Raw genomic sequence first — 13,513 nt, forward strand, 5'->3', positions numbered from 1 at the left:
TTAATGTTATGTTAATAAGAGGTGCGTTTTTAGTTGGAATGTTTACATTTACATTTTAAATCCGGCAAAAAATGACACAGGATGGCAAGTTGAAAAATGATGAAAACCGCATAAGAGATTTAGAAACGCAGATTTCTGCTCAGAAATTTGAGTTGGAAAAATTGCGAACCCAACTGGCAGAGGAGCAGGAGAAGAGCAATTTTTATCAATTGGTTGCCGACTTTGCTTTTGACTGGGAATTGTGGTTCGAACCTTCCGGTAAAATTAAATACTGCTCGCCTTCGTGTAACGATCTGACCGGTTTTACTGCGAACCAGATAATTTCTGCCGGCTCTGTTGCTGAGCTGTTGGTTTTTGGCGCTGACCGTGAAAAATTTGATGAATTTCTTTCCGGAGCATTTCATCAGCTTTTGGTAAACCCTTCGCATGAATTCAGAATATTAACGCGGAGTCGCCAACTGAGGTGGTGTTCCATAAATGTGCGGGGCGTATACGACCGCAAAGGGAGATACCTGGGTATCCGTGCTGCAATCCATGACATCACCAAATTAAAAAAGGCATTGGGGCACATCAATGAATTAGCAACAGGGAATGAATTGGGAACCCGCAATCGCCAGTGGTTGAAATCTGAATTGGAGATTAAAGAGCGCGAACTGGTCGGGTTTTTATTGCAATTGTCGCAGAAAAATGAATTGATAAACAGGGTATCCCGGCAGTTGAAGGAGATGACAGCCGCGAATGCCAGTATCAGCAAAAAGAAGATTGAAAATGTGCTTGATCTTCTTCAGAAGTCGTCTGGCGATCTGGTAGACTGGAACATGGTAGAAGTTCAGTTGGAGAAAGTGTATCCCGGGTTTCTGAGCCGTTTGCAGTCCAGGCATCCTCAACTTACCCGGAACGACAATAAGCTTTCAGCATGTTTGCGGCTGGGGCTTACCAGCAGAGAAATTGCGGGTTTGAGAAACCACACACCGCAGAGTGTTGAAATTGCCCGGGTGAGGCTTCGAAAGAAGTTGAAATTACCTCATGAAATCAGATTGGTGAATTACCTTTCTGAAATTTAATGGTCCGGTAGAAACAAGCAGAGATCATAACCGATTCAGATTTTGGGTTATTGGAGAACGCAATCTCGGACAGGGAACAAGCATTTTGCAATGTTGATTCTCTCGGTATATTCACATAGATATTAGGTTTTTTGTTTGTGTTCTAAATTAATTGATAGGTCGATTGTGTATTTAAATAACTGTATATATTTATTTTAATAAATAGATGATGTGTTTTTGAGTATTTGTTTTATGTTTTTGTTAGGTATTAAAAACTTGATTTCCATTTCAATCACCGTATATTTGAAATCACAAAAACATTAAGATGACTCAAACATCAAAAAATGAATTTTACCGGCCTCTGCGGGATGACGAAATTGGACAACTGATTTACCAGGGATGTTCGTCTCCGGATTGGAACCTGGTAAAAGTTTCTCCCGAATTCAGTCCCGATCACATAAACGACGCTAAGTTTACCGGGCATGTTCGCCTGAATAGTTTTAATAAATCGGTTTGCCTGATAGGTGGCATTACCTGCCACACCGGAATTTCCAGCGCCTGGCTTCATAACTGTACGGTGGGGAAAGACGCGCTTATTCACAACGTGCGAAATTACATCGCCAATTACGAAATTGGAGACGGCGTTATTATTCACAATGTAACTACCATTGCGGTTGATGGCGAAACTGCTTTTGGAAACGGCGTTTTGGTTGAAGCCATAAACGAAGGCGGTGGCCGTGCCATTCCTATTTATGATTATTTGTCTACTCATGTGGCATATATTCTTGCCCTTTACAGGCACCGGCCTGCGTTGATTTCCGGAATAAAAAGTATGGTTGCAACTTATACTGCAAGCATTCTTTCGGGCACGGGAACAATTGGTGCCAATTCCAAAATACTGAATTGCAACACCGTGCTTAACGTAAAAGTGGGGCCGGCTGCGTTAATCGACGGAGCAAAAAAGTTACGTAACGGAAGTATAAACAGTACACACGAAGCTCCTGTAGTAATTGGCGAAGGCGTTATTATGGACGATTTTATTGTTTGCTCGGGAAGCCGGATTACCGACGCCACGCTTGTCTCCAAGTGTTTTGTAGGGCAGGGGTGTGTTCTCGACAAACACTATTCTGCCGTAAATTCTTTGTTTTTTGCCAACTGCCAGGGGTTTCATGGCGAGGCATGTTCCATATTTGCCGGGCCTTACACGGTAACACATCATAAATCGACGTTGCTCATTGCCGGAATGTTTTCTTTTTTAAATGCCGGCAGCGGGTCTAATCAGAGCAACCATCTGTATAAACTGGGGCCTATTCATCAGGGAATAATGGAGCGGGGCGCAAAAACCACCAGCGATTCGTATTTGCTTTGGCCGTCCCGAATTGGCGCTTTTTCCCTGGTAATGGGAAGGCACTACAAACATTGCGATACGGCTGACTTCCCTTTTTCTTATCTGGTGGAAAGTAAAGACGAAAGTATTCTGGTGCCAGGAATTAACCTGAAAAGCATTGGTACTGTCCGCGATTCGCAGAAATGGCCCCGGCGCGACACCCGGAAAGACTCCAACTTGCTCGACCTGATTAACTTTAATTTGTTAAGTCCGTACACCGTACAAAAAATGCTGAATGGCAGGCAAAAACTGATTGATATTCGAAAGTCGTCGGGGGAGTATGCCAGCGCGTACAGTTTTAATAAAATGAAAATTGAAAAACGAGCGCTCGACCGCGGCATTCTTATTTACGAAATGGCCATCTGGAAGTTCCTGGGCAATTCGTTAATTACACGCTTGCAGGGCAAAAACTTTGGTTCTGATGCCGAAATCAGGGAAACTCTGCAGCCCGATACTTCTGCAGGAAAAGGATATTGGGTTGATTTGTCCGGATTGATTTGCCCGTTTGAAGCGCTTGATAAATTGCTTAAATCCATTGAAACGGGCGAAATTTCTACGCTTGAAGAGGTGAACGCTGCGTTGTTGATGCTTCATAATAATTATTACAATTACGAGTGGACCTGGGCCGCCGATGTGCTGGGCCGTTTTTACGGCAAAACAATTGCCCGGTTTTCTGCTGCCGATGTAATTGCGGTTGTGGAAAAATGGAAAGAGAGTGTATTGGAGATAGACCGGTTGTTGTACGAAGATGCAAAAAAAGAGTTTTCGCTTACAAAAATGACCGGGTTTGGAGTGGACGGGCAGAACGGCGACAGGGAGCTCGATTTCGCCGAAGTGACCGGTGAGTTCGAGAAAAATGAAACGGTGAAAGCCATTCAAATACATATGCAGGCGAAAGAAAAGTTGGGCAATGAATTGATTGCGCGGATGAAACAGACTACAAATTCAAAAGTAAAAATGAACTAGAATTGTTTTGTGCAGGTTCATTTTATTAATCCGGCGTTTATTTCTATCCGGAAAAATCAAAATTGAAAAACAAAACCGATATGTGTGGAATAGTAGGATACATAGGAAACAGGGAAGCTTTTCCTGTTCTGATAAACGGGTTGAAAAAGCTTGAATACCGGGGGTACGATTCCGCCGGGGTGGCGTTATTAAATGGCTCCCTCGAAGTGTTTAAGCAAAAGGGAAAGGTAGCCGATTTGGAAAGTTTTGCCGCCGCTAAAAACCCCGCCGGAAGCATCGGGATTGGACATACCCGCTGGGCAACGCACGGAATCCCCAGCGATGAGAATTCTCATCCGCATCAATCGATGAACGGATATTTTACTGTAGTGCACAACGGAATTGTTGAAAATTATGCGCAGTTAAAAAGCGATTTGACGGCTCACGGATATCGGTTTGTGAGTGAGACGGACACTGAGGTTTTGGCCTGTTTGTTTGAATTTTTCTACACTCAAAATAGCGGAAATTCGGCCGAGGCAGCCGTTCAACTCGCTTTATCAAAAGTGGTGGGGGCTTACGGAATAGCCGTTTTGTGCAGCAGCGAAAAGGACAAAATAATTGCAGCCCGCAAAGGAAGTCCGTTGGTTATTGGCTTGGGAACCGGCGAATATTTTGTTGCGAGCGATGCTTCTCCAATCGCAGAGTTTACCAGCCATGTGGTTTACCTGAATGATTACGATTTAGTTGTTTTGCAGCGCAGCAACTTCACCCTGAAAAATATCGAAAACAACCCCGTTTCTCTTACTGTTTCCAGTCTGGAAGACAGAATTGGGGAAACAGAAAAAGGCGATTTTGACCATTTTATGCTCAAGGAAATTTTTGAGCAGCCGCAAACCATCGAAGAAACTTTTAAAGGAAGGCTCAACCCGGGATACTCAGAAATTGTGTTGGGTGGCCTGCAGAATGTTTTTCCGCGCATAGTTGACGCCCGTCGAATTATTATTATTGGTTGCGGAACTTCGTGGCATGCTGCGCTTATTGCAGAATACCTGCTGGAAGAGTACGCCCGCATTCCGGTTGAAGTGGAATATGCGTCAGAATTCAGGTATCGAAAACCTGTTATTTATAAAGATGATGTGGTGATTTTAATAAGCCAGAGCGGCGAAACGGCCGATACGCTGGCTGCCCTCAGGCTGGCAAAAAACGAAGGCGCACTGGTTTTGGGAATTTGCAACGTGGTTGGGTCATCTCTTGCGCGGGAAACCGAGGCCGGTGTTTATACGCACGCCGGAGTGGAAATAGGGGTGGCTTCTACCAAAGCTTTTACTGCTCAAATGACGGTTTTAACTCTGTTTGCCCTGAAACTGGCAAAAGAAAAGAGTACCATTTCGGCCAAAGAGTTTGATGTTCTGGTAAAAGAGTTGGCAGAAATTCCGGAGAAGGGGCGAGTTATTTTGCAACAAAATCATCGTATTCAGGAGATTGCAGCGAAGTATAAAGATGCTGTAAATGCACTGTATTTGGGACGAGGATGTCTTTTCCCGGTTGCGCTGGAAGGTGCGTTGAAGCTGAAAGAGATTTCTTACATTCACGCAGAAGGATATGCTGCCGGCGAAATGAAACACGGTCCAATTGCTTTGGTTGACGATAATTTGCCGGTTGTGGTAGTGGCGCCACAGGATGCTTTTTACGAAAAGATTGTCAGTAACATTCAGGAAATTAAAGCCCGAAAAGGAAATGTGATTGCGATTATAAGCGAAGGCGATTCGGGGTTGGGAGAACTGGCCGATGATTTGATCGAAATTCCGGGCTCGCAACCGGCTCTGGCTCCTTTGCTTGCGGTGCTGCCGCTTCAGTTGCTGGCGTACCATATTGCTGTTTTGCGCGGTTGCAATGTTGATCAGCCCCGAAATCTGGCAAAATCGGTTACCGTGGAGTAGGAGAGAAGTGGGTGAAAGTTCCTTTTTGTTTGATGGTTTTTCTCTGTCGTTTATTGGTGCCGGTGGCTATTCCCGGGAGGAATTTTTAGGATAAAAAAGATATCAGGATGAAAAGCATTTTAGCGTAAATGGTTATTCTGCTGCTGAAAAACTTTGAACTCAGAATCTGGTTTTTGTTTGAATTGTTGAAAAAAGTCCTATTTTTAAACGGTAATCCATAAGCCACATTGAACGAACAAGTTAAAATAACGCTCAGTCCAGCAATTCATCGTAACCAAGCCGTTGTGAAGATTGAATTCCTTTTTAACAGGGAAGTAATTGACGCGTTACGAGCAAGAACCAATGCCCGCTGGAGCGCAACGATGAGTTGCTGGTATATTTTCAGAAACAGTTTTGTGCTGGAAGAATTTTTTAAGACAATGAGCTCATTGGCTTATCTCGATTATTCTGCATTGAAAAGTAAAAATGCGGTACAGGTTCATTCCGATACGGGCAAAAAATACAGCGCAATTTCGATGAAAGGACAGATGAAGGCGGAAGCCAGGCGCGAAATCAGTGCTTTTAAAAAGTGGCTCGAACAGGCTCGTTACGGAGAAAATACGGTGAAAACTTACATTCATCAACTGGAAATTTTTTTCGGATATTACACTGATAAAATCCCGAAAGAAATAACAGTAGCAGACATGACTGCATTTAATAGTGAGTTTATTTTGAAAAATGGGCTGAGCGCTACGTTCCAAAATCAGACGATCAGCGCATTGAAAAAGTTTTATTCAAATCGTTTCAATCGTGATTTGGATATGGAAAATATTGTGCGCCCCCGAAAAACGCGCCCCTTGCCGAAGGTGATGGACCGGAAGGATGTGAAAAAGTTTTTTGAAAGTATAAAGAACCTGAAACACAAAATGGCCTTTGAAACCATTTATGCCTACGGATTGCGAAGGGGCGAGTTGCTTAACCTCAAGTTGCAGCACATAGATACTAAACGGGGTATGATTTCGGTGGTAAATGCAAAAGGAAAGAAAGACAGGTCGCTTCCCATTAGCAAGCGTTGGCTGGAGAATGTGAAGGTTTATTACCGGATTTACAGACCGGAAACATTTTTTATTGAAGGGCAGTTTCCGGGGCGAAGCATTACCGCAGCAAGTTTGCAAAAGGTGTTTTCGAGAGCACTTGCTGTAAGTTCGATACGCAAGCCGTTTACCATACATTGCTTAAGACACAGTTTTGCAACTCATCTGTTGGAAAATGGTACCGATTTAAGATACATTCAGGAATTGCTGGGGCACAAGTCGTCACGCACCACAGAAATATACACCCATGTAAGTAATGAGAGTTTAAAGAACATTAAAAACCCGTTTGACGATCTGGAACTATAAAACACAAAGGTTGACAAAACAACGGTTAGTGCAAGTGGAGTGCGGGATTTTGAAACGGTGTCCAGCCAAATCTGCCACTGAGCCAAGCCGGCTTTTAATTAAACATCATTTTTTAACCGTCATCCGTCAAAGACGGATTGGCGGTGGTTGAACAGGGCGCTTACGCTTGAATACTGCGCCCGCCCGCATTACATTTGCATATTGTTGTGCGTAGTATTTTAATTTTTAGTCAAATAATTCTTTTAAAGTTTTAGTTGCAATAAACATTTTTTTACTATCAGGAAGTTCAATAAAATCATATTTTTCGTAAAAATTTTTTGCTTCATTGTCAATGGGGTCAACAACTATTCCGAAAGAACCAATTTCTGTAGATATATGGTAACATCTTTTTAATGCATCAATTAATAAAATTTTTCCTATTCCTTTTCCCTGGTATTTTTTGTCAATTGCCAATCTACCGAGAAGAGTAGTAGGAATTGATTTATATGATTTGGAAAGTTTTTTTCTAATTTGTTCTGAAAAGCTACTTAAAGGAATACTATAATTTGAAAGTGTATAAAATCCTTGAATTAAATTTGTTTCATTGTCAACCAAAACAAAACAAGCAGACAATTTGCGTTTAACATCCTGTCCTGCTTGGTTTTTTAAATAATTGTTTAATAGTTCTTTTCCGCAATCAAATTCCTTACGATTATGTTTTTTGTCTAAAAGCTCAATCATGTTATTTTGAATTTGCGATAAAAGAATTGTAATCATTTAAAGCATTCTTTAAAGTTTCTGAAGGTTTTTTCGGATTTGTTATTGCATCAAAAAATATTTGGCTATCTCTTTCTGAAGCAATGACTTGTTCTTTTTCTTTTATTATTTCTTTTGCTTTTTCTTGGACTACCCGAATTACAAAATCAGTAAGATTTCTATAACCCCCTAAATACGCAGCTTTCTCAAAGAATTGTTTTTGTTCTTTTGGAAGTCTGGCATCAAATCTTGCTTGTTCTATTGTCGTTGTACTCATAATTTTATGTTTTTTACAAATGTACGTAAATTATCCGTAATGAATTTGTTTTTGTACTGTAAATTTCCGTACGAAAGTTCGATTTAATATTACGCACAACAACCGAATATATGTGATGTTGTATGCCCTTTTTATATGCTGTTTAAAGTCAAAATTTACCGGATAAATTTCTCTTAAAATATCATTCCTTTCTTTTTCAGTCAACGATATTTCAATGTTTATTTGGGTTTCTTTTCCGCCCTATTGGGCGGAAAAGAGAAACTATTTGCCGTAATTGAGAATTGCTTTTACGCAGCGCTGTGCGGTTTGTCCGTCCCACAGCTCGGGGCGTTGCGGAACTCTTCCGGTTTGCAGGGCTGTTTGATACTCTTCCCGGATGCGGCTGATGTTGTTGCCTACCAACACGCTGGCGCCTCCGTGTTCTTTTAATGTAACAGGGCGTTCGGTGTTCCACCGCAGGGTGAGGCAGGGTGTTCCCAGCACGCAGCACTCTTCCTGAAGGCCGCCGCTGTCGGTTAGCATAATGGCAGCGCCCATGTTTAAACGCAGCATTTCGTGGTACCCGATTGGGTAGAGGAGAACCAGGTTTTCTGCGTTTACAGCCTTCTCCCACAACCCGAATTTTTGCAGCATTTTTTGTGTGCGCGGGTGAATGGGCCAGATTACAGGCATATCTTTAGAGACCTCTTCAGTGAGGAAATTGAGAATTGGTTCCAGTATTTCTTTCTGATCAACATTGGAAGGGCGATGCATGGTGAGCACGGCATAACGGCTGTCTGAATCGAGCTTCGGAGCCGGTTTCTTTTGCTGCTCATCTAACCGGTTTTTCTCCAGGATAGCGGCAATACTTAGCCCCGCAACTTTTTCGCGGTTGGCCTCCAGTGTGTCAATCATTATGTTACCAACAAACTCTATTTTTTCCGGGGGGACACCTTCTTTCTTCAGGTTTTCGTTGGAAAGCCTGTCCGGCGTGAGCAGTAAATCGCTGAGGCGATCGGTCACCAGGCGGTTTATCTCTTCGGGCATGGCCATGTCGCCGCTACGAAGCCCCGCCTCGATGTGACATACTTTTATGTTCAGCTTTTTGGCGGTTACCGAGCAGGCCAGCGTGGCATTTACATCGCCTAGCACCACCACCCAGTCGGGTTTTTCCGTTATACATATTTTCTCGAAAGCGATCATGGTGTGGCCCACCTGTTCGGCGTGGGTTCCCGAACCAATTTCCAGGTTAATGTCAGGATTTGGAATTCCCAACGACCGGAAAAAGGATTCGCTCATGCGCACATCGTAGTGTTGGCCGGTGTGCACAAGCAGGTGTTTAACAGGCTGCGACCCCGATGGCTCAAGCTTTTCGTTGTGTTTTTTTATGGCGTTGATAAACGGGGCAATCTTCATAAAATTGGGCCGCGCGCCCACTACCGAGATGATTTTCATGATTTTGTGTTTGTTTTTTGTTTTGTACAACAAAGTAACGGTTTTTTATTCATTTTTTGAAGTTGCCAGGAGCTGCGCACGCTGACAAGTCTGAGGAAGTTGGGAACCTGTCAGCATCGTTAGACCTGACAGCGTTTAGCTGGTTTTCTGGAGGGAAGCCCAGGATACAAGCGACTTCTGCAAGGGCAGATTCATTTTTAATTTGTTGTTGCACTTTTGCCTTGATGCAAAAGTTCCAAAAAATCAAGGCTGTGGCTCTGTTTGTTTGACGTTGTCAGGAGCTGCGCACGCTGACAAGTCGGAAGAGGTTGCGAACCTGTCAGCGTTTAGCTGGTTTTCTGGACGGAAAGCCCAGGATATAAGCTCCTTCCGAAAGGGCAGATTCATTTTTAATTTGTTGTTGCACTTTTGCGTTGATGCAAGAATATTTTTTATTTCAGGTTGAATATTTCAAAACAACCATACTTGCTGTTATTGACAAATGCTGTAATCTCTTTGTGGTAGTCAACCAGGATGTTAACGATGAATTGTGTTTTCAAATTCCTGTCCGTATCCAAATTATTTTGGGCGGAAATCCATATAAGGAGTTTATATCATTAAAATCTGAATCCTGAGTTACGATGATAAACTTATTTGTTTTTGCAAACTCCCAAATTTCTTTGTCTGGGGAATTAGTCAGCCCTTCCTGCTTAACCGTGGTAGAACCGGAATAATTTTCAGGTAGTAATTTCAAAATTCGGTGTGAGATGTTTTGATCGAACAGAAATCTCATACTGCAAGTTGATATATTTTGTTTTCCCTGTCTGCAGCATAACTCAACGCCGCAAAAATATCAGTTTCTGTCAGTTCATTAAAGTCGGCTAAGATATCCTGAATGGTCATTCCTGCTGCGAGCCAGCCAAGTATATCGCTAACTGTAATTCTCATACCTCTAATGCAGGCTTTTCCTCCACGCTTGCCGGGTTCTATGGTTATTATCTGTTTATAATCAATCATGTTGCAATTGTTTTTATAAAGATACGATTTTTCCATTCTTCGAAATAATGCCTTTTGGGTTTTAGTTCAAGTTGACTACTTCTTATCCGGGCGTAAATACAGTATTTAGTATCTCTTTTTTCTTTAGACGTTGTCAGGAGCTGCGCACGCTGACAAGTCGGAAGAGGTTGCGAACCTGTCAGCGTTTAGCTGGTTTTCTGGAGGGAAGCCCAGGATATAAACGCCTTCCGCAAGGGCAGATTAATGTTTTGTGTTGTTGTCGCACTTTTGCCTTTTGATGCAAAAGTTCCAAAAAATCAAGGCTGTGGCTCTGTTCATTCGACGTTGTCAGGAGCTGCGCACGCAGACAAGTCTGAGTAAGTTGCAGCCTGTCAGTGTATTTAGACCTGACAGCGTTTTGATGGTTTTCGGGGAGGGAAGCCCAGGATATAAGCGCCTTCTGCAAGGGCAGATTCATTTTTAATTTGATGGTGTATTTTTATCTTGATGCAAGAGTTCCAAAAAAGCAAGGCTGTGGCTGTGTTTGTTTGACGTTGTCAGGAGCTGCGCACGCTGACAAGTCAGAAGAGGTTGCAAACCTGTCAGCATCGTTAGACCTGACAGCGTTTAGCTGGTTTTCGGGGAGGGAAGCCCAGGATATAAGCGCCTTCTGCAAGGGCAGATTCATTTTTAATTTGTTGTCGCACTTTAGCCTTGATGCAAAAGTTTCAAAAAATCAAGGCTGTGGCTCTGTTCATTCGACGTTGCCAGGAGCTGCGCACGCTGACAAGTCGGAAGAGGTTGCAGCCTGTCAGTGTCGATAGGCCTGTCAGCGTTTAGCTGGTTTTCTGGAGGGAAGCCCAGGATACAAGCGTATTCTGCAAAGGCAGATTCATTTTTAATTTGATGACGCACTTTTGCCTTGATGCAAAAGTTCCAAAAAAGCAAGGCTGTGGCTCTGTTCGTTAGACGTTGTCAGGAGCTGCGCACGCTGACAAGTTTGAAGAGGTTGCGAACCTGTCGAAAGTGATCAGACTTATCGATATTACGCAGTATTTTTTGTCGTTTTCGGGTTGAGGCATGGACGATAAATCTATTCCGGGAAAGCGTAGTTTTTATAACTGCTTGATTTTTATGTGAATATTTTGTAATTTGAAGATTGACAAAGACACAGACATTCGCCCTGCACGATTAAAAGCAGCCCCGGCACAATGCCTTTTTGTTTTTATACCCAAACGCAAGGTGGACAAAATATACGGTATGCTGTATGGCCTGCCGGTGTGTTAGTTTTTTCCCGCACGACGGGTTATGTTTCATCTTTTAAAATTGAAAATTATGTCTTACTCAGATGATTTCGCACAATGGAGCGATGAAATTCAAAATGTTCCAACAGACACGATTAAGCTGCCTAATCTTCCGGTGGATGATTTTGTGGCGCGTACCGAAACCCTGGCTGTTAATGCCAACGAAGACCGCGACGCACTGGCCGGTGCAGGCATGGATATGTCGCTTATTGATGAGCTAACGTCTCTCAGTGGCGCATTGCGCTATTGCCAGGCACAGTGGATGAGTATTTTCAGGGCACGCGAAGAAGCCCAGATACAATGGAAAGAGCAATCGCCGCAGGCCTATGAATTCCGTGACGAACTGTTGCATAGTCTTTCTTTTGCTTATCGTAATATGGACGATGTGAAAAGAAAAGTGATGCGCATCCGCGAGGGAAACACGAATGCCGACATGGTGCAGGATTTGTTAGAACTCGCCATTTTGGGTGAAAAATACCCGGAACCGCTTGTTGCCATTAATTTTGACGCCGGAAAACTTACAGAGGCACGCGCTCTGTCGCACAGTATGTCGGAGTTGCTGGCTGCTGCCAACGGTGCTGCCGGCGAAGGCAACGAGACCAAGGTGTTGCGCGACAAGGCCTTTACCTTGCTGGCTGAAAAAGACGGCATCGTTCGTGAATATGGCCGTTATGTGTTCTGGAAAGACGAAGCCAAACGCGAAAGGTATTACAAGTAGTAAGCTCAAAATGCTTGATTTTAAAGGCCCCCCGGCAGGGTTACCCCTTCCCGCGGGGCTTTTTTATTCCCATTGGCATGCCATACCTTCCCCTTGTTCATTTTTTGGTCCCAACCGGATAAATTTCGGTCCCATCGGCAATATTTTTGAGGTCATCGGGCATCCGAAGCCGCCCATCACCTGTTTTTTTGAGTTAATCGGTTACCGGAAGCCGTCCCCCGGCTGATTCTTACTTCCCCCGGGTATATTTTAGCTGTTCCCTTCGGACGCGGAGCATTTTTGTTTGATGTAGGTTTCAACGCTATGTGCATGCGGTATAAATTTACATCAGTGCGGGTATTATGTATTATTGTGTTAGACGTTGTCAGGAGCTGCGCACGCTGACAAGTATGAGGAAGTTGCGAACCTGTCAGCGTTTAGCCGGTTTTCTGGAGGGAAGCGCAGGACATAAGCGCCTTCTGCAATGGGCAGATTCATTTTTAATTTGTTGTCGCACTTTAGCCTTGATGCAAAAGTTTCAAAAAATCAAGGCTGTGGCTCTGTTTGTTTGACGTTGTCAGGAGCTGCGCACGCTGACAAGTCTGAAGAGGTTGCGAACCTGTCAGCGTTTAGCCGGTTTTCCGGTGTTTTTTGTAGCAATAGTATCGATAGCTGTGTAGTAGGGCTTTTCGTTAAATCCGGTTGAGCAGCAGAATCCATAAAAATTTTACCAGGTGAATCTGACGTTTTATTCGGGCAGGTTGTTTTACCAGGCGATAGGCCCATTCGAGGTTGTTTCTGAGCCACCATTGGGGGGCACGTTCCACATTGCCCACATATACATCGAAACTGCCTCCCAGTCCTTGATAAATTGCGGTGTGGTGTTGCTGCATCTCCTGCATAAGCATCTCCTGTTTTGGGGAGCCCATGGCCACAAAAACAACATCGGGCTTTTGATTGGCTATAGTTTGAATGAGTTGTTGTTGCTCTTCGTCGGTTTTGATGTATCCGTTACGGTAGCCGAGGATATTAATTCCCGGAAATTCCTGTTGAAGTTTCTTAACTGTGGCGGTAACTACCTCCTCTTTTGAACCGACCAGGTAAAAAGATTTTGTTTGATAAAAGGCTTTCACAATATCCAGCCACAGCTCACAGCCCGGGATTTTTATAACTCCTTTAAACCCTTTCTTTTTCAGCGCCCAAACTGCCCCAATACCATCAGAATAGCCAATGTTCTGATTGATTAAGGAGCGGGTTTGCTCGTTGGCGTGCAATATTTTTTCGGCGTTAATGGCAATCAGGCTTTTTTTCTGTTTTTCGGCAAAATCTATTAGCTCTTTTCGTGATGAAAAAGAATAGACTTTGACCTTGTTAATCAGGGTGTCATTCATTGGAAG

12 protein-coding genes are annotated in these 13,513 nt (G+C 43.4%); 5 read left to right on the top strand and 7 right to left on the bottom strand.

Annotation, left to right across the window (positions count from 1 at the left end; genetic code table 11):
* Positions 1–71 precede the first annotated feature (71 nt).
* The 4 genes from BUB08_RS03850 (at position 72) to BUB08_RS03865 (ending at position 6,694) form a co-directional block, all read left to right on the top strand.
* Complete coding sequence (locus BUB08_RS03850; protein WP_072999125.1) at positions 72–1,064, top strand: PAS domain-containing protein; 993 nt, start codon at positions 72–74, stop codon at positions 1,062–1,064.
* A gap of 304 nt (positions 1,065–1,368) precedes the next feature.
* Positions 1,369–3,396 (top strand): DUF4954 family protein, encoded by a 2,028-nt coding sequence (locus BUB08_RS03855; RefSeq protein WP_072999127.1) that lies wholly within the window; start codon positions 1,369–1,371, stop codon positions 3,394–3,396.
* A gap of 80 nt (positions 3,397–3,476) precedes the next feature.
* A complete protein-coding gene (glmS, locus tag BUB08_RS03860; RefSeq protein ID WP_072999838.1) occupies positions 3,477–5,315 on the top strand; it encodes a glutamine--fructose-6-phosphate transaminase (isomerizing) in 1,839 nt (612 codons plus the stop codon).
* A gap of 284 nt (positions 5,316–5,599) precedes the next feature.
* Positions 5,600–6,694: a tyrosine-type recombinase/integrase gene (locus tag BUB08_RS03865; protein WP_139249612.1), complete on the top strand. Its 1,095-nt coding sequence runs from the start codon at positions 5,600–5,602 to the stop codon at positions 6,692–6,694.
* A gap of 225 nt (positions 6,695–6,919) precedes the next feature.
* On the opposite strand, the gene BUB08_RS03870 is transcribed toward BUB08_RS03865, so the two are convergent.
* The 6 genes from BUB08_RS03870 to BUB08_RS20225 form a co-directional block, all read right to left on the bottom strand.
* Positions 6,920–7,450: a GNAT family N-acetyltransferase gene (locus tag BUB08_RS03870; RefSeq protein WP_245820167.1), complete on the bottom strand. Its 531-nt coding sequence runs from the start codon at positions 7,448–7,450 to the stop codon at positions 6,920–6,922.
* The gene (locus BUB08_RS03875; protein WP_072999131.1) at positions 7,416–7,706 is read right to left on the bottom strand and encodes a type II toxin-antitoxin system TacA family antitoxin; all 291 of its coding nucleotides are present in this window, start codon (positions 7,704–7,706) and stop codon (positions 7,416–7,418) included. The genes BUB08_RS03870 and BUB08_RS03875 overlap by 35 nt, the downstream gene beginning before the upstream one ends.
* 261 nt (positions 7,707–7,967) lie before the next feature.
* Positions 7,968–9,140, bottom strand: a complete 1,173-nt coding sequence (gene wecB / locus BUB08_RS03880) for a non-hydrolyzing UDP-N-acetylglucosamine 2-epimerase (RefSeq protein ID WP_072999132.1) — start codon at positions 9,138–9,140, stop codon at positions 7,968–7,970.
* Positions 9,141–9,675: 535 nt separating this feature from the next.
* Positions 9,676–9,912 (bottom strand): DUF5615 family PIN-like protein, encoded by a 237-nt coding sequence (locus BUB08_RS20760; RefSeq protein WP_175549941.1) that lies wholly within the window; start codon positions 9,910–9,912, stop codon positions 9,676–9,678.
* Positions 9,909–10,136 carry a DUF433 domain-containing protein gene (locus tag BUB08_RS03890; RefSeq protein WP_217651552.1) on the bottom strand — a complete coding sequence of 76 codons (228 nt, stop codon included), beginning with the start codon at positions 10,134–10,136 and terminating at the stop codon, positions 9,909–9,911. Before BUB08_RS03890 ends, BUB08_RS20760 begins: the two co-directional genes overlap by 4 nt.
* Positions 10,137–10,614: 478 nt before the next feature.
* Entirely contained in the window at positions 10,615–10,803 is a 189-nt protein-coding gene (locus BUB08_RS20225; protein WP_139249613.1) for a hypothetical protein, read from the bottom strand.
* A 647-nt stretch (positions 10,804–11,450) separates the two neighbouring features.
* On the opposite strand from BUB08_RS20225, the gene BUB08_RS03905 reads away from it, so the two are divergent.
* Positions 11,451–12,137 carry a hypothetical protein gene (locus BUB08_RS03905; RefSeq protein ID WP_139249614.1) on the top strand — a complete coding sequence of 229 codons (687 nt, stop codon included), beginning with the start codon at positions 11,451–11,453 and terminating at the stop codon, positions 12,135–12,137.
* Between the two features lie 671 nt (positions 12,138–12,808).
* Here the strand turns inward: BUB08_RS03905 and BUB08_RS03915 are convergent.
* Positions 12,809–13,507 (bottom strand): WecB/TagA/CpsF family glycosyltransferase, encoded by a 699-nt coding sequence (locus BUB08_RS03915; RefSeq protein WP_072999141.1) that lies wholly within the window; start codon positions 13,505–13,507, stop codon positions 12,809–12,811.
* Between the last annotated feature and the right edge of the window lie 6 nt (positions 13,508–13,513).

This window comes from Mariniphaga anaerophila (genome assembly GCF_900129025.1).
GTDB lineage: Bacteria > Bacteroidota > Bacteroidia > Bacteroidales > Prolixibacteraceae > Mariniphaga > Mariniphaga anaerophila.

What these genes read in the sequence shown, in the direction of transcription:
- BUB08_RS03855 (WP_072999127.1), top strand. Translation starts at nt 1,369, where the DNA reads ATGACTCAAACATCAAAAAATGAATTTTACCGGCCTCTGCGGGATGAC.
- BUB08_RS03905 (WP_139249614.1), top strand. Translation starts at nt 11,451, where the DNA reads ATGTCTTACTCAGATGATTTCGCACAATGGAGCGATGAAATTCAAAAT.
- BUB08_RS03890 (WP_217651552.1), bottom strand. Translation starts at nt 10,136, where the DNA reads ATGATTGATTATAAACAGATAATAACCATAGAACCCGGCAAGCGTGGA.
- BUB08_RS03915 (WP_072999141.1), bottom strand. Translation starts at nt 13,507, where the DNA reads ATGAATGACACCCTGATTAACAAGGTCAAAGTCTATTCTTTTTCATCA.
- BUB08_RS20225 (WP_139249613.1), bottom strand. Translation starts at nt 10,803, where the DNA reads ATGAATCTGCCCTTGCAGAAGGCGCTTATATCCTGGGCTTCCCTCCCC.
- glmS (WP_072999838.1), top strand. Translation starts at nt 3,477, where the DNA reads ATGTGTGGAATAGTAGGATACATAGGAAACAGGGAAGCTTTTCCTGTT.
- BUB08_RS03850 (WP_072999125.1), top strand. Translation starts at nt 72, where the DNA reads ATGACACAGGATGGCAAGTTGAAAAATGATGAAAACCGCATAAGAGAT.
- BUB08_RS03875 (WP_072999131.1), bottom strand. Translation starts at nt 7,706, where the DNA reads ATGAGTACAACGACAATAGAACAAGCAAGATTTGATGCCAGACTTCCA.
- wecB (WP_072999132.1), bottom strand. Translation starts at nt 9,140, where the DNA reads ATGAAAATCATCTCGGTAGTGGGCGCGCGGCCCAATTTTATGAAGATT.
- BUB08_RS03870 (WP_245820167.1), bottom strand. Translation starts at nt 7,450, where the DNA reads ATGATTACAATTCTTTTATCGCAAATTCAAAATAACATGATTGAGCTT.
- BUB08_RS20760 (WP_175549941.1), bottom strand. Translation starts at nt 9,912, where the DNA reads ATGAGATTTCTGTTCGATCAAAACATCTCACACCGAATTTTGAAATTA.